This window comes from Anaeromonas frigoriresistens (genome assembly GCF_016820655.1).
Classification (GTDB): domain Bacteria; phylum Bacillota; class Clostridia; order Tissierellales; family SIT17; genus Anaeromonas; species Anaeromonas frigoriresistens.
Genome location: NZ_WSFT01000040.1, coordinates 57,522 through 79,165, shown reverse-complemented (window position 1 = coordinate 79,165; position 21,644 = coordinate 57,522). Strand labels below are relative to the sequence as shown.

Here is a 21,644-nt window from a genome sequence, read left to right as displayed (position 1 = left end):
ATTCTTCTTTTATAACAATTTACCTGTGGTAGTATAGTCCTAACTTGTTCTTTTCTGTTATAATATTGCAATAAAAAAAAGAGTAGGGGATATCCTACTCTAATTAGTTGGAGCTACTTCTTGTTCTGTTATTTTTCTTTCTTTTTTTACTCCTTCTATATTCTTAAATGCTACAGATAACATAAGTTTTATACGATTTAATTGATTAACCTCACTAGCTCCTGGATCATAATCTATTGCTGCTATATTTGACTTAGGGTAAGAGCTTCTTAGCTCCTTTATCATACCCTTTCCTGTTATATGGTTAGGTAAGCATGCAAAAGGCTGTAAACAAACTATATTATCTACTCCTTCTTCTATTAGCTCTACCATTTCAGCAGTTAAGAACCAACCTTCTCCAGTTTGATTTCCTATAGACAAATGTTTTTCTGCTCCTTTAGCTAATTCCTCTATTGCTTTAGGTGGACTAAACCGTTTACTCATCTTCAAGGCTTTTTTCATATCTCTACGATAATACTCAAGAGCTTTAATTGAAAAATTACCTAGTATTTTATTTTTCAAGCTTCCTGATAATTTTTCGTATTTAAAATTATTATTATAGGCTGTGTATAAAAAGAAATCAATAAGATCTGGTACTACTGCCTCTGCTCCTTCTTCTTCTAATAGTTCTACAATATTATTATTTGCAGTAGGATGAAATTTAACTAATATCTCTCCTACTACCCCTACCTTTGGTTTTATAATATTATCATTTATTAGAAACTCATCAAAGTCTTTTATTATTCCTTGGATATTTTGTTTAAATTCTTTTTTCCTATCTCCATCTAAAAGACTCTCATTACATTTATCCATCCATTTTCTATACAATTTATTAGCAGAACCTTTTACTTTTTCATAAGGTCTTACTTTATATAAAACTCTCATTAATAAATCTCCATATATTAAAGATTTAATCATGTTTTCTGCCATTTTAAACCCTACTTTGAACCCTGGTTGTTCTTCCATGCCAGATGCATTTAAAGATATAACTGGTATATGTTCCATCCCTGCATCTTTTAGAGCTTTCCTTATAAAGGCTATATAGTTAGTAGCTCTACAACCTCCTCCAGTTTGGGATATTATTACAGAGGTGTTATTTAAATCATACTTTCCAGACTTCAGGGCATTCATTATTTGACCTACAGTGATAATTGATGGATAGCAGGCATCATTGTTTACATATCTTAACCCTTCATCTATAGCTTGATAATCTACTGAAGGAAGGATCTCAAGGTTATAGCCTGAACTCTTAACTCCACTTTGTAATAATTCAAAATGTATAGGAGCCATCTGAGGTGCCAATATAGTATGGGTTTTTTTCATCTCTTTAGTGAAGGCAACTTTCTTAGAATGTTCATATAGTCTCTCAGGAACAAAGTCCAATCTATCTCTTTCTTGCATAGCAGCCATAAGAGATCTTATTCTAATCCTTGCTGCTCCTAAATTATTTATTTCATCTATTTTTAGAACGGTATATATCTTACCGTATTGCTCTAAAATTTCATTTACTTGATCTGTAGTGACTGCATCTAAACCACATCCAAAAGAATTTAATTGAACCAGTTCAAGATTTTGTTGTTTTGCTACATATGTAGCAGCTCTGTACATTCTAGAATGATAGACCCATTGGTCTATGACTCTGATAGGTCTTTCTACTTCATCTAGATGATCTATTGCATCTTCAGGCAATACTGCAATGCCAAAAGAATTAATCATTTCTGGAATACCATGATTAATTTCCGGATCTATATGATAAGGTCTTCCTGCAAGAACTATCCCCTTCATATTATTATTATTAATATACTCTAAACTTTCTTGACCCTTATTTCTTACATCTTCTTTGAATTTCCCTAATTCATTATATGCTTTTTCTACCGCTAATTTAATTTCAGATTTTGATAAATTTTCATCTAATAATTCCTCAACTAATCTTTTAATAAGCTTTTCCTTATGATCTAATGGTAAAAAAGGTTTATAAAATTTTATGTTTTCTGTAGTTATTTCTTCTATATTCGCACTTAATGTTTCTGGGTAAGAAGTTACTACTGGACAATTATAATGATTATTAGCTCCCTCATCCTCTTCAATATTAAAAGGAATACACGGATAAAAAATCTTTTTTATTCCCTTTTCTATAAGATTCATAATATGACCATGGGTTATTTTTGCAGGATAACATACTGACTCTGAAGGTATACTATCCATCCCCATTTCATAAACTGATTTAGAAGATCGTCTAGATAAAATAACTCTATATCCTAATTCATTGAAGAACGTAAACCAAAAAGGATAATCCTCATACATATTTAATACTCGTGGAATACCTATATCTCCTCTAATTGCTTCTTCTTTTGATAGGGATTTGTAACTAAATAATCTTTTATATTTATATTCATATAAATTAGGAGCATTATTATTAGTCTTTTCTAACCCAGCTCCTCTTTCACATCTATTTCCTGATACAAATCTTCTACCATCCGAAAAGTGATTTATTGTTAATAGACAATTGTTTCCGCAAAGCTCACATCTATCAATGCTAGTATCTATACGAAAATCTATAATGTTTTCCTTATTTATTATGCTTGTTTTATAACCTTCTTTATATTTTTCCTTTGATATCAATGCTGCTCCAAAGGCTCCCATTATACCAGATATATCTGGCCTTACTACTTCCCTTTCTGAAATAAGTTCAACTGCCCTAAGTACAGCTTCATTATAGAAGGTTCCCCCTTGGACCACTATCTTTTCACCCAAGTCCTGGGGTCCTCTTAGTCTTATTACTTTATATAACGCATTTTTTATTACTGAGAGGGATATTCCTGCTGATATATCAGATACTTCTGCCCCTTCTTTCTGAGATTGCTTAACTCTAGAATTCATAAACACTGTACATCTTGTTCCTAAATCTACTGGATTCTTTGACCTTATACCAGATTTGGCAAATTCAGATATATCTAAATTTAAGGACTTAGCAAAGGTCTCTATAAATGATCCACACCCAGAAGAGCATGCTTCATTAAGCATAATAGAATCTATTACTCCGCCCTTTATTCTAAGACTTTTCATATCCTGTCCGCCAATGTCTAATATAAAGTCTACTCCTGGTAAAAAGAAGTCTGCAGCTTTATAATGAGCTACCGTTTCTATTTCTCCTATATCTATCTTTAAAGCAGACTTTATTAAATGCTCCCCATAACCTGTTACAGTAGAATTAACTATCTCCGTATCCTTATTTAACCTATTATATAAATCCTTTATTGCTTCTATGCTAGATTTAAGAGGACTACCTTGATTACTTCCATAATAAGAATATAAGAGACTACCTTCTTCATCTATTAAAGCTAGTTTGGTAGTTGTAGATCCGGCATCTATTCCTAAAAAGGCCTTTCCTTTATATTTATCTAAGTCTATTCTTTTAACTTTATTTTTATCATGTCTTTCTTTAAACTTTATGTAATCTTCCTCATCATTAAATAAAGGTTTGAGATTTTGATTTTCTCCATTATTCATTTGATATATTCCAGGAACTCTTTCATATAAACATTCAAAAGACAGAGATTCTTGATCTCTAGATGATAAAGCTGCTCCCATTGCTACAAAATATTGGGAATCTTCTGGGAATATTATATCTTCTTCTTTTATTTTTAAAGTTTCTACAAATCTCTTTCTAAGCTCCGACATAAAATATAATGGTCCTCCTAAAAAGGCCACACTACCTCTTATAGCTTTTCCTTGAGAAAGACCACTTATAGTTTGATTTACTACAGCTTGAAGTACAGAAGCTGCTATATCCTCTTTTTTTGCTCCTTCATTTAGCAATGGTTGTATATCCGTTTTTGCAAATACTCCACACCGTGAAGCAATAGGATATATCATTTTATAATTTTTTGCTAATTCATTTAATCCGGCTGCATCTGTCTGTAATAATGAAGCCATTTGATCTATAAATGCTCCTGTACCACCAGCACAAGTACCATTCATTCTTTGCTCTATTCCCTCTCCTAGATATGTAATTTTTGCATCTTCTCCCCCTAGTTCTATAGCAACATTAGTGTTTGGTATGAACTGTTCTATGGAATTAGTACAAGCAACTACTTCCTGTATGAAAGGCGCATTTAACTTTTTAGAAATATTAAATCCTCCTGACCCCGTCACCATAACAGTTACTCTTTTTTTATCTAATACTTTCTGAGCATCAGAGAACATTGAAATAACTGTATTTTTTATGTCAGAAAAATGTCTCATATAGTTTTTATAAAGTATATTAAATCGTGAATCTATAACTATCATTTTAACAGTAGTAGATCCTATATCAAGACCTACATTTAATATTTCGTACATTTACTTCCCCCCTTGGGCGTGCTTTCTTACTTATGTATAATTCAATACTTTATCTTATAACTTTATTAAATATTTGTTACCTTATACTTCTATTTTATCATATTCATGGCTATATAGCCTTTATGATTATTCAAACTAATTTAATTATATTTTAACCATGTTATTACTGTCAATCTTTAGTTATTTAGTATAAAAAAAGAGATGCTAAATAGCATCTCTTTTTTTATACTTTTCAATTATTACTTCTGTAATATTGGACTATCAACTCATCTAATTGTTCACTTATTTTTTGAGCATAATCTTTATTATATAGGTCATTTGACAAGATTTTATTTAATTCTCGTCTTTTATCATTAATTTCTCTTTTCAAATTTAATCCCATATACTTATCCCTGGTTTTCATTTTTCCCCCTTTTTTTTATCTTCCCCCCGATTATCCCCTTATGCGTTTTATGTATGTTATGGATAATTATACCATTATTTTGTCGTATTTTCAAAAGTTTCCATCGACATTTTTCTTCTGTATTAGATGTCTTTTTCTTTATTATCCCTATTTTCTACAATTATATTTTATATTATTATTAACTATTTATTAAATAGGCAATCATCATTATTTTTTAAATAGGTACCATCTAGCTGTATCCATTTCGTATTTAATTTCATATACATCTTTTTCATTATGTAAACATACAAATACTATTCTTCTATTACCTGCTAGTTTTTCTTCGTAGGTTTTGATTACTTTTTGTATCTTTATCTTATTATCTTTATATTTAAATTTAAAAGGCTTTATATTTCCTGTATCTTTTTCAAAGATAGCTATCATGTCTATAGTTTCATTTATAACTTTCATATATTTTACTCTCCTTTAACCTATAATATACTAGACATCACTGGATAGTCTTCTGCTGCAAAACCTCCAAGCATAGGCTTTAGTCCACTATGTAGAAAGGTAGCTCTTGTAACTGAATAATCTCCAAACCTTTCCCTTATAGTATCAATTGTTTCATTGATTTTTATAAGCTTTATGGACTCTTCTTTATCAAATAATGATGATTGTATTTTTTCTGAAGAAGTTAACTGAGATAATCTTAAGCTAAATTTTCTTATGGGAGTTCCATCCCATATATCATCAAATAACTCTAATGCTATTTGATATATTTCTTCAGTTGAATTAATGGATGATAATATTTTTCTTTGATGACTTCTATAAAATAAATCAAGATTTCTTATTCCTAAACTTATGACTCCACAGGCTACATTTGACCTTCTAATTCTTCTAGAGGTAGTTTCACATAAGCTTAATATTATTTTTTTTGCTGTTTCTCTATCCTCCACATCGAAGGGAATTGTACTACCATTGCCAACACTTTTAAAAGGTATGTAATTATTATAATTAAAAGTAGAATCATCCCTCCCCCAAGCATAATTATAAACTAACCTACCATGAGATTTTAATATAGTATCTATAATTTTAAAGTCGGAATTAGCTAAATCTCCAATAGTATATATCCCTAGCCGATTCAATTTGGGTTTAGTTTTCCTTCCCACCATGAATAGCTCCTCCACAGGCAAAGGCCATAACTTATTTTTTACTTCTTCTAGAAATAGTGTATTAACTTTATCAGGCTTTTGTAATTCTCCTGCTTGCTTTGCCAATAGTTTATTACTAGATATGCCTATATTCACTGTAAATCCTAATTCACTTTTTATTCTCTCTTTTATTTTATGAGCAGCTTTTATAGGATCCCCAAAATGTTCCTCCATTCCAGTAAAATCTAAAAAGCATTCGTCTATACTAAAAATATCGATGTATGGAGAATATTCTTTTAGTAAAGTTATTAATGCCTTACTAGCTTTTACATATAAATCATAGTTGGGAGGAACTACTAAAAGATTTTTACATTTCATTCTAGCATCCATTAAACTTTCTCCAGTCTGAATTCCAAGCCTTTTTGCGGGTAGAGACTTTGCTAATACTATTCCATGTCTTTTTTCTTCATTGCCCCCTATAACTGATGGTATGTTTCTTATGTCCTTATCAATTCCAACCTGATCATTATAAGCCGCCTGCCAAGATAAAAATGCTGAGTTCACATCAATATGCATGATAATTTTTGAATTATTTTCCATTACAATCCACCTTTCGAACATGTGTTCGATTTTATTATATCACTATTTTATTCCTTTTAGAAGAAAAATATTCCTTTATCCCATTAAAAAATATGAGTTGAATCAACTCATATTTTTTAATCATTTTTTTCTGTTTTTTCTTCTTCTATTTCTTCTCTTGGTACATTTAAATAGGTCAATGTATCTTCTATAACTTGCTTTGCTATAGGAGCAGCTATTACACCACCATAATGACTTCTAGGGTCTGGTTCATCTATTATTGTTAAAACAGTTATCTTAGGATCATCTATAGGGGCAATTCCAATAAATGATGCGATATACTTATCGGCTACATATTTACCATTTATGGCTTTCTGAGCTGTTCCTGTCTTTCCTCCTACTCTATAACCAGGTATATTAGCATTTGACCCTGATCCTTCCGATACTACACTTTCTAATATTTCTAATACAACTTTTGCTGTTTTTTCAGAAATTACCTGTTTAGTAAAAGTAGGTTCTATCTTTTCAATTTCTTTCTTCTTATCATTATTTTCATCATTTTTATAATGGATTATACTGTTTATTATATTTGGTTGCATCATCTTACCCTTATTTGCTATAGACGATATTGAGTTTATAAGCTGTAATGGCGTAACTGCTACTCCTTGTCCAAAGGCCATAGTAGCCACATCTACATCTCCCATAGTTTTAGGACTTTTTATTAATCCTCCTATCTCTGAAGGAAGCTGTACATTAGTTACACTACCTAGTCCAAATGCTTTAGCATATTCATTAAGCTTTTCCTTTCCCAATCTTAACCCTAATTCTACTGCTACTTCATTACAAGAATTTTGGATTCCTTCAGCGAGAGTCTGAGCTCCATGAGGAGACATACAAGTGATATTACCTGGAACCTGAGTTACCCGTGCATCACAATAAAAAGTTTCATTTAAATTTGCAAGACCTTCTTCTAGACTAGCAGCAAGCACTAATATTTTAAATGTGGATCCTGGTTCATATATCTCAGAAACTAAAGGATTTTTCCACATATCATATAAATAATTTTCTTTTTCTACCCAGGATTTTTCATCAAATTTTGTTTTTAATTCTTCACTCCAATTTATCCAAGGTATATCCGGATCATAATTCATTGACATTCTATCATTAGGATCATAATCAGGTTTAGATGCCATGGCTAATATATCTCCTGTTGTAGGGTCCATAATTAGTACTGATGACCTCTTTGCTTTATTATTCTTCAGTGCTTCTTCTGCTCCTTTTTCTGCATAATGTTGAATTGTTGCATCTATAGTTAATGCTAAATCATTTCCATCTTCTGGTTCATATTTCTTTTGATGATTATAAGGTAGTTCCATTCTATTTCCATCTACAGTCTTAATCCACCGGCCTGGTGTACCCATAAGCTCGTCATTGAAATATCCTTCTATTCCATATTGACCTATACCGTCTCTATTAGTATTTCCTATTACTTGAGCTAAGAAATTTTCAAAGGGATAGTACCTTTTATTCACTTCATCAATACTAATTCCTTTAAATTTCTTTTTTGCTAATAATTCCGCTTTTTCTCTATCTACATATCTTTCAATTTCTGTCCAACTACTATCTGATTTTATAGCCTTTTCTACTTTTTCTTTTTCTATTTCTAAAATATTTGAGATATCTTCTATGTATTTATCATGGTCTTTTTCATCTATTTTATCTGTAAGGGCAGATACTGTATATAAGGATATATCAGTAGCCAGTTTTTTTCCATTTCTATCATATATGTCTCCTCTTTGAGGACTAATCATTATATCCCTAGTCCATTGATGTACAGCTTTTATGCTAAGACTCTCTCCCTTTACAATCTGTAAATATCCTAACCTGCCTATCATTGCAAATATTAGGATAGATAATGATATAAATGATAAGATTAATCTATTTTTCACAAGTTTATCAAATGATTTCATCTTTCTTCCTCCATTCCCTAGTAAAATCATTTTATCATAGGAATGGTTTTTTTTCATTAGTTACAATTAACTAAAATAATAAAATAGGCTAGCTAATTAGCTGGCCTATTAAAAGGGGTAATATTTCTTACCTCTATAAAAGGTTTATTAGAAGAACCTTCATTATATTGTGCATAAAGAAGTATTTTTTCATGATTAGGAGATATTCTCACTTCTACATTTAAAATATCTTCTCCATAGTAGGATTTAAAGTTCATAATATTATTAACCTTAAAATCCGTATCAATAGTAAATATGCCTTCATCGGAAATAAGAAAAATATTTTCTTCTTGTCTAGAATAGTCATATAAGTATCCTATATCTTCATTTATTGTCTTTTCTGTATCTAAATCTATAATACTTATACTTTTTATATCTTTATCTCCATCCCTAAACATAAACATATTATTTTCAAATAATTCTATTGGGGTTATTTTATGACTAGGATATCCTTCACTTAAATCCACAATGTCTTCTAACACTATCATGTTATCTTCTGTCTCAATATTAATGTACTGAACCTCTCCCTTTATATTTTCAGTGGGAGATATAAGATTTTTTTGTATATCTTTTATTTTTGCAGTTTGTATTATTATTCCCTTATTATCTTCAGACCAATATATTTCCGAAGTAGTGAGATTTTTTTTAAAGTTTATTACTTTTATCTTCTTGGTTTTAGTATCATATATTCCTATTTTATCTGATAAATAATAATTCGTTTCTATACTATCAAATATATACTCTTCATAGTCTTTAGATTGAATTAAAAATGCTAATTTTTCTCCATCATTAGACCATATAGGACTAGTAAGGATAGTGTCATCCATTTTTATTTCTTTTTCAATACCTTTATTAATATCAATAATATTTATTTGATTATTAACATTAGGTATCTGTGAAACTATATGTGTAGAGTCAGGGCTCCAAGTAGCTGCTATATAAGAGAAGACATAATCAATGTCTGGAATATAGTTAGCTTTTTGTAAATGTTTTTTATCTATATTATAAATGAAGCGTTCATTTTCACTTTTATCTGATTTTGCAGGTATACCATTTACAATTACTTTATTTCCATCGGGAGAAATATGGTACCATTCTTGTCTTTCTGATATTTTTTCAACATCTCCATTATTATTCATATAATACAATCCGTTAAATCCATCATTTGAATATATTATTGCATTTTTATTTACTCTTTTCCATTCCCATATCATACCTTCTATATTAAATTTTATATCTACTTTATTCTGGGAAGTTTTATATTCATAAATACTATTTTTACTTTCCCCTTTTTCTTGGTAGGTAAAATTAAACGCTATTGTCTCTTTATCAAACCATTCCAAAGATGTTATAGAATTTATGTTATTAGATGAGGATTTTAAATATATACTGTCTCCTTCCTTTTCTAAATAAATATTATCCATACTATCTGAACTATAATCTTTCTCACCTTTACTTCCTTTTCCTGTTTTTTCATCTTCATGTGCTCTGTCTTCTTCTGATATATCTTTAGTTTGTTTATCTGTTCCTTTACTTATATCTCCCTTATCTTGATCTATTAATGTCAATGAAAGTATAAGAGCTAATGTAATCAATGAAAATACAATAAGTATCTTTTTATCTTTCAATATTCCACCACCCATTTACTATCTATATTTTTATCTTTAGTAATTATTCTATAGTTTAATATATACCCACTCTTTATTCCTTTATAGAAGTATTAATTTATCATTTAAATATAAATATCCCCTTTTACAATTAGTACAGAAAGAGTATAATACATAATATATGCTAATATTATTTGAAAATTTTATCTAAAGGAGATGTATCAATGAATAATGTAGTAGAAAGATTTATAAAATATATTAAATTTGACACCCAGTCTGATCCTACATCAGAAACATGTCCAACCACTTCAAAGCAATTAGATTTTGCTAAAGAATTATATAAAGAGCTAATGGAGATAGGACTTAAGGATGTATCCTTAGATCAAAATGGATATTTAATGGCCAATTTACCATCTAATACAGATAAAGATGTTCCTACTATTGGTTTTATCGCTCATATGGATACTGCTCCTGATATGACAGGCAAAAATGTTAATCCTCAAATAGTAGAAAATTATGATGGAAAAGACATTGTATTAAATAAAGATAAGAATATTATTTTATCTCCAAAAGATTTTCCCGAAATTCTTGATTATAAGAATATGGATTTAATTACAACTGATGGCACTACTCTATTAGGTGCAGATGATAAGGCTGGTTTAGCTGAAATTGTAACCGCCATGGAATATTTAATTAATCATCCTGAAATCAAACACGGAGAAATAAAAGTTGGATTTACTCCTGATGAAGAGGTGGGTAGAGGTGCAGATAAGTTCGATGTAGCTAAATTCGGAGCAGATTTTGCCTATACTATGGACGGAGGACCTATAGGAGAATTAGAATATGAAAACTTTAATGCTGCAGAAGCAATAGTACATATTCAAGGAAGAAATGTACATCCAGGATCAGCAAAGAATAAAATGATAAATTCAATTATAATAGGTACAGAGTTTAACCTAATGCTTCCTGAAAACTCTAAACCAGAGTATACTGAGAAGTACGAAGGCTTTTATCATTTAATCTCTTTTGAAGGTAGCGTAGAAAATACAAAACTTCATTATATTATAAGAGATCATGATAAAGATAAATTTGAAAATAAAAAAAGAATTATTAATGATATAGTAGACTTTTTAAACTCTAAATATGGTGAAAATACAGTATCTATAGAAATTAAAGATCAATATTATAATATGAAAGAAAAAATAGAACCAGTTATGGATATCGTTTATAATGCTAAAAAAGCAATGGAGTCAATAGATATAATTCCTGATATTAAACCTATTCGTGGAGGTACGGATGGATCTAGACTTTCTTACATGGGACTTCCTTGTCCTAATATATTTACTGGAGGTCATAATTTCCACGGTAAATTTGAGTTCATACCAATTCACTCTATAAAAAAAGCAGTAGAATTGATCGTAAAAATAGCTGAATTGAATGTAGAAAATAATTAAAAACTAAAGAACCCAGTTCAAAATTGAACTGGGCTTTTTTAAATCTAAATTTTATTAGGCTCTTTAACTGCACTTTCTATTCTTTTTGTAAAACGCTTTTGAAGACACTCCATATGATAATATTGTTTTATTTTTGGGTCATAAATCAATTCCTTATCCAATGGGTTCTGATCGCAAATATGACAGGTGGTTTCTTTTTTTATAAACCTTTCCAAAATACTCATGCTTCATCCCCTCTTTTTCCATTTATCTTAAGCATCTTCGGTTAATACTTAGATCTCCTCATCCAGGGCTAAAATCCAATCTAAAAAGAAGGTTTTACCATTGGACAAACTATCCTATATATACTATTATAGTATGTTTTAGGTACAAAATCCATCTAAATATTACTTTTTGTGATATTTTTTTGCCTCATCATTTCAAATGCTATTACTGATGTAGCAGAAGTAGCGGCTAAAGAAATACCATGATTTCTTCCGTAAGGTATCTGTATGATAGTATCTGCCTTTTCTAAAAATGATCTAGTAATTCCTCTTTTTTCTCCTCCTATTAGTAAAAACATTGGTACATTAAGATCTGCTTCATATAAAGATATTGAATTCCTATTAGATGTACAGGCTAAAGTCATTCCCTTATCTTTGAAAAAGTTAGAGGCCTCTTCAATATCATTTGCTACTGCCATGGGCATCAACTCGGTAGTTCCCGCAGAAGCCTTGGCTACAACAGAGGTGGCTTCCATCCAGTTTCTTGGATTTACTACTACTCCATCTACACCTGCTAAATAAAGGGATCTAACTGCATATCCAAAATTATATGGATCCTCTATCCCATCTAACATAACTATAAAAGGATTTTTCTTGTCTTTTATTAGCTCCTCTAGAGAAACAAACCTTTTATCTCCAGCCTTAGCTATAATTCCCCCATGGGTCTTACCTTGAGTCATTTCATCAATTAAATGTCTATCTACTTTCTTAATCTTTATTCCTGTTTTATTAATCATGCTCTCAAAACTTTTGATATCCCTACCTTTTTTACCTTTATCTATATATACTCTACTAATCCTTCTACTCTTTCCTTTAATTGCTGCTTCTATTGATAATTTACCTTCTAATATGTATTCTTTAGTCATTTTAATCCTCCTAGTTTCGGTTTGTATATATTATACTTCACTTACCTTACTAATAAAACCTATTCAACGATTTATTTATCAAACCTCTATCCTTATTAATAATTTTTTTTAAAGTGAAGATAATATTAAGATAACTAAATTCTTCATATTACTCTTAAAAGCTTAGGAGGCAAGTAATGAAGCTACTTAATAGATTCAAAAACTTAATTATAGATAAGAATGAAACTGAAGTTCATACTAAGTTATATAAAAACATTAAAGAAAACATGAAAGTATCTAGGCATATATTAAAAAATCAAGAGTACTTAAAGCAAGTATTTAATAAAAGTAATGACATAATATATAAAACTCTAACTTTGGAAAATAACAATTTAAAATTATTAGTAGTTGGTATTAACGGATTGATGGATGCACAAGTAATAACAGATGATATTTTTGTACCTCTTAAAGAACAAGATAGGTTCAAAGATACAGAAAAACTCACCTTATCAACAATAAAGAGAAATTTACTCACTGCACTAGAGGTTGAATTAAGTAATGATTTTAATAAATTAATAAATTCACTGTTTTTAGGAGAGACTATATTATTTATAGAGGGTTATGAAGAAGCTTTAATAGTTGGCACTCATGGATGGAAAGAAAGAAACATTGAATCTCCTCAAACTGAAGAAACTATAAGAGGCTCCCGTGAAAGTTTTGTAGAATCAGTAGGTACAAATATCACCCTAATAAGAAGAAGAATAAAAACTCCTGACTTAGCAATAGAACAGTTGAAGGTAGGTAGAAAAACCCAAACAGAAATAAGATTAATTTACATAAGTGGAGTCTGTAATTCTAATATTGTCAATGAAGTCCGAGAAAGAATAGAAAATATAGATACTGATGGAGTAGTGGGTAGTGCTCAAGTTGAACAACTCATTGAATGTAATAAATGGACGGTATTCCCTCAAACACTTGCTACTGAAAGGGTTGATAGAGTAATTGGAAGTATACTAGAAGGGAGATTAGCTATAATGGTAGATGGGACCCCTTTTATTTTAATTACACCAATTACATTTACATCATTTCTAAATAGTCCGGATGATTATTATGAAAGATCAGTAACTAGCTCCTTTATGAGACTAATAAGATATATAAGCTACTTCCTCACTACAACTTTACCAGCATTATACTTGGCTTTAACAGCATATCATCCAGGTATGATACCCACACCCTTAGTTTTAACTATAACAGAAAGTAGAATAGGACTTCCTTTTCCAACTATTATAGAAGTATTTATTATGGAATTCACCTTAGAAATTTTGACAGAAGCCAGTATTAGACTTCCAAGACCCATTGGTCAAACAGTAAGTATAGTTGGTGGTTTAGTAATTGGTCAAGCAGCAGTTCAGGCAGGAATCGTAAGTCCTCTTATAATAATAATTGTAGCATTAACTGCTTTAACATCCTTTGTTATACCAATTTACACATTCACTTTAAGTAATAGAATGATACGTTTTCCCTTGATATTGGTAGCAGGAGCCTTGGGGTTATATGGAATATTTATGGGATGGCTTTTTCTACTTATTCATTTAGCTTCATTAGAGTGCTTTGGAGTCCGTTATTTATCTGACTTTTCACCATATAGTTTAAATAGCTTAAAAGACACATTTATAAAAGTTCCCCAAAGTCTTATGAAGAAAAGACCTGAGATTTTAAATGTTGAAGATATAAAAAGACAAAATTAAAGGATGATTTTTTATGAATAAACAGTTAGAAAGCATAAATATCATAGCATTTATTATAAACGGTGTTCTTAGTATAAGACTATTAACTTTACCTAGAGAGATAGGTGAACATGCTAAAAATAACGGATGGATGTCAGTTCTATTAATGGGAGCATATATCTTTTTTGTAGGATATGTGTTTTTTTGGGTGGGTACTAAGCATAAAGATTTAACCTTTTCTCAAATATGCGAAAAAGTATTAGGTAAATTTATAGGTAAGATTGTAATCCTAGGAATAGGAGTCTACACTATTGTCTCAGTAGGGTTAGGGTTAAGAATATTTGGTGATGCAATACAAATATATCTATTAGATAAAACCCCCTTAATAGTAACAATGTCTATTATGCTCTTAGCCTGCTCCTACTGTATATTGAAAGGAGTTAAGACTATAAGTATTATCTTAGATATCCTTCTTCCATTAATTCTTGTTTCTATTATAATTCTGATTATTCTCTCATTTAGTAATATAGATATAATGAATTTAAGACCTGTATTTCATGGAGGGATAACACCAGTAGCTAAAGGAGCATTAGAAATAGCAGATCCTTTTTTGACCGTGGGAATAATCGGATATATACTACCATTTTTTAAAGACTTTAAAAAAATGAAAAAATGGATTTTCATAAGCATCTCTATCTGTATAGTTATATATATGATAGTAGTACTAATATGTATATTATCCTTTGGTAGTGAAGAATTAAACTTCTTATTATTTCCAACCATAACCTTAGCAAAATCTATCCGGATGGAAGTAAAAATATTAGAAAGAGCAGAAAGTTTATTCATGGCTGCCTGGGTCCCTATAACATTTACTACCCTGTTATTATTTTACTTAGCATCTACACTAAATTTAAAGGCTCTTTTTAATACAAAAAAGGATTATTTCTTAATATTGTCTCAAATACCATTATTTTTTATTATAGCTCTCTATCCAAGCAATATTTCAGAGGTATTTAAATTCATGGGATGGAACGAAAAAATTGGTCAAATACTTATTTTTGTAATTGTACCTGTGATGATGATCGCTCAACTTATTAGGGAAAGGAGAGTAAAAGCTAAGTGAAAAATAAATCAATTATATATATTCAACTTTTAGTATTGATCATATCCGTCCTTATGTTAAATGGTTGTTGGGATTATAAAGAAGTAGAAAAACGAGGGTATGTCTTAGGAATTGGAATCGATGAACCTTTTCCTATACCCCAAGGAGATGGGGAGAATAAATCTCATATGAGTGAAAAAGAACTGGAATTATATGAATTACAGCAAGGAGATCCTCGGTACGCATTTACAATACAAGTTCCTATATTACCTAAAGCTCAAATAAAACCCTTAGGAGCTGGGGGCGGTGGAGGTGAGGAATCAAGATCCTGGAACTTAACATTGCTAGGCCGTTCTTTCTTTGAAGCCAATAGAGAGTTTTCAACTCGAGTAGATTATATGCCTTTTTATGAACATTTACAGGTTATTGTTTTGAATGAAAATATAGCAAAGAACGGCATAATTCCTCCCTTAGATATGATATTAAGGGATCCTGAGATGAGAAGAAGAACTAGGGTCTTTGTTGCACCAGATAAAGCTTTAGATGTTCTTAAAGTCTCCCCTAAAATTGATGATTATGCTTCTCTCTATCTACAACAACTTCCAAATAATGCAGATAAAACATCAAGGATGGCTCATGTGACAGATTTAGGAGAAGTAGCAGAAAGTTTACATAGCAATACAGATTTTGTACTACCCCGGGTTATTTCCACAGAAGATGAAATAAAGAATGCAGGCTTAGCTGTATTTAAAAAAGATAAAATGGTAGGATGGCTGGGAGAAGTATATACTATATATACTAAGTGGATTAGAGATGCGGTTAAAGGTGGCATAATAGTTATAAAATCTCCTGAAGATCCTAGTGTACTGATAACTTTAGAATTATCAGAAGTAAAAACAAAAGTAAAACCAATAATTGATGGTGATAATATAAAGATGAAAATAGAATCAAAAGCTGTGGTTAATATCGCCGAAATTACACAAACAAAACACGAAAATGTTTTGGATGAAGCTTTTATTGAGAGAGTTGAAAAAGAGGCGGAAAAAGAAGTATCCAATAGAATACAAGAGGCAATAAAATATGTTCAAAAAAAATTAGGCGCAGATATATTTCATTTTAATGTGATAATGAAAAGCTTTGCCCCTAATGAATGGGAAAAAGTAAAAGATGATTGGCATTCAATATTTGAAACCTTAGAGGCAGAGGTTAATGTTGATATTAAAGTAGATCATGTAGGCATAATTAAGTAAAATAGAGGTCCTAGATTAGTACTAATCTAGGACCTCTATTTTACTTCTTATTATCTTTTACTAGGTTTTAGTTGTAGATTCCAACCTCACTAACTCTTTCATACCAATGTCTTCTTTTGAATCAATTAATCTTATGTTTACTAAAATATCTAACATGTCATTTACCTCCTATTTTTTTATAGTAATACTTATTTTTTCATTTCTAGATTCATATAAATCTCTAAACCTTTATCTTTATCTACAGTATTAATACTTAATACCTTATCTATTAAATCAAACATACTATCACCTCCTACCTAATGATAAGAGTTACTTCTTTAATTCTAATTTCTTATATTCCTGTAACCCTTGATCTGGATTTATTGAATTAACTTTTAATACCTTATCTATCATCTCAAACATGTCTTCACCTCCTATTAACTATTCTCACTTTACTTACTTTCGCATTTCTAAACTCATATAGGTCTCTAGACCCTGATCTTTTTTTACTGTATTACCACTTAATATCTTATCTATTAAATCAAACATAATATCACCTCCTATCCCTGATAAGAGCTACTTCTTTAATTCTAAATTCTTGTATTCTTGTAACCCTTGATCTATATTTATTGAGTTAACCTTTAATACTTTATCTATCATTTCAAACATAATATCGCCTCCAATTATCTATATTTATTATTCTTCTTTAAGCTCAATCTTTTTCCCAAAATCTTCAATAATCCCTTCAAATACTTTAAACATACGATCACCTCCCATATGTAGGATGGGTTATTTCACTAATGACTCAATCCTTTTAAATAAATCTAAATCTGATGATTTCTTACTATTTTTTACAATACTATTGGTTTCAAATATTAAAAACATACTATCCCACCTCCCCCAGTTTCATTATTATGACTAGTCTTCTAGAATTGTTCCTTTTTTCTTTTCATTTAGTTGAACTAAAAGTTTAATATACAAATCCTACATCTCTTCACCTCCTTTCAAAACAAGTATATATAAAACATATTAATTTCTCTTTAAGCAAAAGTTAAATCCATATTTTTGTTTTTTATTTCTATTATGAAAATAAAGTTAAATTTGCATAAAATTTCTTGTCTTTGGACACAAAAAAGTCCACAGTTATACTGCGGACTTTAAAATAAAGTTATTAATGGCATAAAAATAGCCGCAGTCCTGCGGCTATTTAAATATCATTTTTTATTTAAATATAAAAATAAGTCGCAGTATTCCCTGCGACGTATATCTCATTAATAAATTATGTATAGATCTAATTATAAATTACAACTCGCAGGTCGTTCATCATATTTAATTTTTTTGAATTTGAATACATTCTTAACTTAATCATTAAAACGACCTCCTTTAAATTTATTCATTCTAATTATACCATCGGGTTTTAATTATTACAAGAACTTTTTTGAAAATTTTTATTATTCTTTATATATCCTTCTACTTCATTAGTATATGTAGCTTTTATCCTTTTTACTACAATATTCTCTGAAGAATTATAAAAACTTTCATTAACTTTACTTATAGGTAATACCCCTACAGAAGTTCCACTCATAATTATACCTTCAACCTCAGACAATTGATCCTTTTTTAAATGATCTTCTTTCACCTCTATATCTAATTGTCTACATATACTTAGTATTTTATCCCTAGTAATCCCTAATAATACTTCTCCCCTGGGAGCTGTATAAATAGTATTCTCTTTAATGAAGAAAATATTAGATCTACTTCCTTCTGTTATATAGCCCTCTTCATTAATTAACAAAGCTTCAAATGCTTCCTTTTCTTTCAACTTCCTTTTTATATTGCTCCTGAAGTCCTCATTAACCTTCTTTACCTGGGGATTATCTCTAACAGCATCTATAGTTATTGCCTTGACCCCGTTTTCATAAAAAGTTTTCTCAGGATAGAAACTCTCTATGAAATAGAATACTGAATCAAATCCGCCTTCATAATAATTAAGTATTATCTTTATGTTCATATTATGTATTTTATTTTCCTTAATTAATTTAATAATATTATTTATGATATTTTTTTCTTCAATCTTACATTTATATCCTATGAGTTCACAAGATTTCTTGAGTCTTTCTATATGGTCTTCTAAAAAAAGAGGAACTCCATCTATAACTCGGATCACTTCATATATTTTTTGTCCCTCATTTAGATATATATTATCAATACTTTCTTTGATATACCCATTATATATAATATATTTTCCATTACTTTCTATATTCATATCATCACCCCTCTTAATAGTATATCAAAGATATTCTTTTTAATTAATTAATATTTTTTGTAATAATATTTGTGCATTATGTGATATACATCACAGTTAAGGGTAAATGATATATGTTATCAATATAATATAACGATAATTTAACTTAATTTCGTGAAAAATATGTTATAATATAGTCAAAGATATTGTATACAATATCCATGTGGGATATGTATATATTTGTTACATTTACTTATACACTACTTATTATATCTATTTAAGGAGGTCATTTAATTGATTAAAGAATGGCAGAATTTTAATGAAGGAAAGTGGATGGAAGAAATTAATGTAAGGAACTTCATCCAGAAGAATTACACTCCTTATGAAGGAGATGGGTCTTTTTTAGAAGGACCTACGGAAAATACAACAAAGCTTTGGAATAAAGTTTTAGAATATATGAAAGAAGAAAGAGAAAAAGGTATATTAGATGCTGATACCAAGGTAATATCTACTATAACTTCCCATGATTCAGGATATATTGATAAAAACTTAGAAAAAATAGTTGGTATTCAAACTGAAAAACCATTAAAAAGAGCTATCATGCCTTTTGGTGGTATAAGAGTTGTTAAAGGTTCTTTAGATGCCTATGGATATGAATTAGATCCTCAAACTTCGGCTATATTTGACAACAGATATAGAAAAACTCATAATGACGGTGTTTTTGATGCTTATACTGACGAGATGAGAAGAGCTAGAAGATCTGGAGTTATAACAGGACTACCTGATGCTTATGGTAGAGGAAGAATCATTGGTGATTATAGAAGAGTTGCATTGTATGGTATTGATAAACTAATTGAAGGTAAAATAGAAGAGAAAAAACAATTAGATATGGATTATATGACTTCTAAAGTAGTAAGACTTAGAGAAGAAATATCTGAACAAATATATGCTTTAAATGAGCTTAAGGAAATGGCATCTAAATATGATTTAGATATAAGTAAACCTGCTAAAAACTCAAAAGAGGCTGTTCAATGGACTTACTTGGGTTACTTGGCTGCAGTTAAGGAACAAAATGGTGCCGCAATGTCTTTAGGTAGAGTATCTACTTTCTTCGATATTTATTTTGAAAGAGATTTAGAGAATGGTACTATTACTGAAAAAGAAATTCAAGAAATTATGGACCATTTTGTAATGAAATTAAGAATGGTTAGATTCCTAAGAACTCCTTCATATGACCAATTATTCTCAGGAGATCCAACTTGGGTTACTGAAGTAATCGGTGGTATGGGTATAGATGGAAGAACTCTTGTATCTAAGAGTAGTTTTAGAGTCCTTCATACTCTTTATAATATCGGACCAGCTCCTGAGCCAAACTTAACTGTTTTATGGTCTGAAAAACTACCTGATGGTTTTAAAAAGTATGTTACAAAGGTTTCTATAGATACTAGTTCTATTCAATATGAAAATGATGACTTAATGAGACCAGACTATGGAGATGACTATGGTATAGCTTGCTGTGTATCTGCTATGAAGATTGGTAAGCAAATGCAATTCTTCGGAGCAAGAGCCAACCTAGCTAAAGCTTTACTATATGCAATAAATGGTGGTAAAGATGAAACCAGCGGTGACCAAATAGGTCCAAGATTTGAGCCTGTTACTTCTGAATATTTAGAGTTTGATGAGGTAACTGAGAAGTTTGATCTTGTAATGGATTGGTTAGCTCAATTATATATTAATACACTTAACATCATCCACTATATGCATGATAAATATTCTTACGAGAGAATTCAGATGGCATTACATGATAAAGATGTATTAAGAACTTCAGCTTGTGGTATCGCTGGATTATCAGTTGTAGCCGACTCATTATCTGCAATGAAACATTCTAAAGTTAAAGTTATAAGAAATGAAGAAGGTCTAGCAGTAGACTATGAAATAGAAGGCGAATATCCTGCTTTTGGTAATAATGATGACCGAGTAGATAGAATAGCTACTTCTATAGTTAAGAAGTTTATGAACAAACTTAGAAAACATAAAACTTACAGAGATTCAGTTCCTACTCTATCAATCCTTACTATTACATCCAATGTAGTATATGGTAAGAAAACTGGAAGTACTCCTGATGGAAGAAAAGCAGGAGATCCATTTGCACCGGGAGCAAACCCAATGCATGGTAGAGATACGAATGGAGCTATTGCATCTATGGCATCTGTAGCTAAGATTCCTTTCGAACATTCTGAAGATGGTATTTCATATACTTTCTCAATTGTTCCTAAAGCTCTTGGTAAAACTGAAGAAGATAGAATTAATAACCTATCCGGTCTTCTAGATGGATATTTCCATGATGAAGGTCATCATATAAATGTAAATGTATTTGATAAGGAAACATTATTAGATGCTATGGATCATCCAGAAAAATATCCTCAATTAACTATTAGAGTATCTGGATATGCTGTAAACTTCATCAAGCTTACAAGAGAGCAACAGCTGGATGTAATAAATAGAACATTCCACGAGAGAGCTTAATTAACAAGATTTGTAACTGGACAAAGTTGAAGGGTCTTAAAACATAAGATCCTCCACTAGGTTCAGTATAACAATAATACTTTGTCACTCTGAGCGGGGTCGAAGAGTCTTATGACAATAATAAAAATGATGAGTATCTAAAAAG

The 21,644-nt window shown here is 30.2% G+C and carries 14 protein-coding genes; 5 read left to right on the top strand and 9 right to left on the bottom strand.

Features of this window, described 5'->3' with window-relative positions; genetic code table 11:
* Window positions 1-99: 99 nt before the first annotated feature.
* From GOQ27_RS11445 to GOQ27_RS11420, 6 genes are all read right to left on the bottom strand, one after another.
* Window positions 100-4,380, bottom strand: coding sequence for a 2-hydroxyacyl-CoA dehydratase (locus GOQ27_RS11445; protein WP_203366999.1), 4,281 nt, complete (start codon window positions 4,378-4,380; stop codon window positions 100-102).
* A gap of 232 nt (window positions 4,381-4,612) precedes the next feature.
* Window positions 4,613-4,783 (bottom strand): aspartyl-phosphate phosphatase Spo0E family protein, encoded by a 171-nt coding sequence (locus tag GOQ27_RS11440; protein ID WP_252187816.1) that lies wholly within the window; start codon window positions 4,781-4,783, stop codon window positions 4,613-4,615.
* Between the two features lie 207 nt (window positions 4,784-4,990).
* Window positions 4,991-5,233 carry a hypothetical protein gene (locus tag GOQ27_RS11435; RefSeq protein WP_203366998.1) on the bottom strand — a complete coding sequence of 81 codons (243 nt, stop codon included), beginning with the start codon at window positions 5,231-5,233 and terminating at the stop codon, window positions 4,991-4,993.
* A gap of 20 nt (window positions 5,234-5,253) precedes the next feature.
* The gene (locus tag GOQ27_RS11430; RefSeq protein WP_203366997.1) at window positions 5,254-6,513 is read right to left on the bottom strand and encodes a DNA polymerase Y family protein; all 1,260 of its coding nucleotides are present in this window, start codon (window positions 6,511-6,513) and stop codon (window positions 5,254-5,256) included.
* Between the two features lie 116 nt (window positions 6,514-6,629).
* Window positions 6,630-8,462: a peptidoglycan D,D-transpeptidase FtsI family protein gene (locus GOQ27_RS11425; protein ID WP_203366996.1), complete on the bottom strand. Its 1,833-nt coding sequence runs from the start codon at window positions 8,460-8,462 to the stop codon at window positions 6,630-6,632.
* A gap of 92 nt (window positions 8,463-8,554) precedes the next feature.
* A complete protein-coding gene (locus GOQ27_RS11420; protein ID WP_203366995.1) occupies window positions 8,555-10,129 on the bottom strand; it encodes a hypothetical protein in 1,575 nt (524 codons plus the stop codon).
* Between the two features lie 203 nt (window positions 10,130-10,332).
* Between GOQ27_RS11420 and pepT the strand changes: the two genes are divergently transcribed.
* Window positions 10,333-11,562, top strand: a complete 1,230-nt coding sequence (gene pepT, locus GOQ27_RS11415) for a peptidase T (RefSeq protein WP_203366994.1) — start codon at window positions 10,333-10,335, stop codon at window positions 11,560-11,562.
* A gap of 44 nt (window positions 11,563-11,606) precedes the next feature.
* On the opposite strand, the gene GOQ27_RS11410 is transcribed toward pepT, so the two are convergent.
* Together GOQ27_RS11410 and GOQ27_RS11405 are read right to left on the bottom strand one after the other, a co-directional pair.
* Complete coding sequence (locus GOQ27_RS11410) at window positions 11,607-11,786, bottom strand: hypothetical protein (protein ID WP_203366993.1); 180 nt, start codon at window positions 11,784-11,786, stop codon at window positions 11,607-11,609.
* A 155-nt stretch (window positions 11,787-11,941) separates the two neighbouring features.
* A complete protein-coding gene (locus GOQ27_RS11405; protein WP_203366992.1) occupies window positions 11,942-12,691 on the bottom strand; it encodes a TrmH family RNA methyltransferase in 750 nt (249 codons plus the stop codon).
* Between the two features lie 176 nt (window positions 12,692-12,867).
* Between GOQ27_RS11405 and GOQ27_RS11400 the strand changes: the two genes are divergently transcribed.
* From GOQ27_RS11400 to GOQ27_RS11390, 3 genes are read left to right on the top strand one after another with little or no spacing between them, the layout of a single operon-like run.
* Window positions 12,868-14,418 (top strand): spore germination protein, encoded by a 1,551-nt coding sequence (locus GOQ27_RS11400; RefSeq protein WP_203366991.1) that lies wholly within the window; start codon window positions 12,868-12,870, stop codon window positions 14,416-14,418.
* A 13-nt stretch (window positions 14,419-14,431) separates the two neighbouring features.
* Complete coding sequence (locus tag GOQ27_RS11395; protein ID WP_203366990.1) at window positions 14,432-15,520, top strand: GerAB/ArcD/ProY family transporter; 1,089 nt, start codon at window positions 14,432-14,434, stop codon at window positions 15,518-15,520.
* Window positions 15,517-16,749 carry a Ger(x)C family spore germination protein gene (locus tag GOQ27_RS11390; RefSeq protein ID WP_203366989.1) on the top strand — a complete coding sequence of 411 codons (1,233 nt, stop codon included), beginning with the start codon at window positions 15,517-15,519 and terminating at the stop codon, window positions 16,747-16,749. Before GOQ27_RS11395 ends, GOQ27_RS11390 begins: the two co-directional genes overlap by 4 nt.
* 1,396 nt (window positions 16,750-18,145) lie before the next feature.
* Here GOQ27_RS11390 and GOQ27_RS11385 read toward each other — a convergent pair.
* A complete protein-coding gene (locus tag GOQ27_RS11385; RefSeq protein WP_203366988.1) occupies window positions 18,146-18,994 on the bottom strand; it encodes an aminotransferase class IV in 849 nt (282 codons plus the stop codon).
* Window positions 18,995-19,270: 276 nt separating this feature from the next.
* Here GOQ27_RS11385 and pflB point away from each other — a divergent pair, with 276 nt between their 5' ends.
* Entirely contained in the window at window positions 19,271-21,499 is a 2,229-nt protein-coding gene (pflB, locus tag GOQ27_RS11380) for a formate C-acetyltransferase (protein ID WP_203367053.1), read from the top strand.
* Window positions 21,500-21,644 lie beyond the last annotated feature (145 nt).

Bases quoted from the DNA above. Each gene is read 5' to 3' on its own strand.
- GOQ27_RS11445 (WP_203366999.1), bottom strand. From the start codon at position 4,380: ATGTACGAAATATTAAATGTAGGTCTTGATATAGGATCTACTACTGTT.
- GOQ27_RS11440 (WP_252187816.1), bottom strand. From the start codon at position 4,783: ATGAAAACCAGGGATAAGTATATGGGATTAAATTTGAAAAGAGAAATT.
- GOQ27_RS11435 (WP_203366998.1), bottom strand. From the start codon at position 5,233: ATGAAAGTTATAAATGAAACTATAGACATGATAGCTATCTTTGAAAAA.
- GOQ27_RS11430 (WP_203366997.1), bottom strand. From the start codon at position 6,513: ATGGAAAATAATTCAAAAATTATCATGCATATTGATGTGAACTCAGCA.
- GOQ27_RS11425 (WP_203366996.1), bottom strand. From the start codon at position 8,462: ATGAAATCATTTGATAAACTTGTGAAAAATAGATTAATCTTATCATTT.
- pepT (WP_203366994.1), top strand. From the start codon at position 10,333: ATGAATAATGTAGTAGAAAGATTTATAAAATATATTAAATTTGACACC.
- GOQ27_RS11410 (WP_203366993.1), bottom strand. From the start codon at position 11,786: ATGAGTATTTTGGAAAGGTTTATAAAAAAAGAAACCACCTGTCATATT.
- GOQ27_RS11405 (WP_203366992.1), bottom strand. From the start codon at position 12,691: ATGACTAAAGAATACATATTAGAAGGTAAATTATCAATAGAAGCAGCA.
- GOQ27_RS11400 (WP_203366991.1), top strand. From the start codon at position 12,868: ATGAAGCTACTTAATAGATTCAAAAACTTAATTATAGATAAGAATGAA.
- GOQ27_RS11395 (WP_203366990.1), top strand. From the start codon at position 14,432: ATGAATAAACAGTTAGAAAGCATAAATATCATAGCATTTATTATAAAC.
- GOQ27_RS11385 (WP_203366988.1), bottom strand. From the start codon at position 18,994: ATGAATATAGAAAGTAATGGAAAATATATTATATATAATGGGTATATC.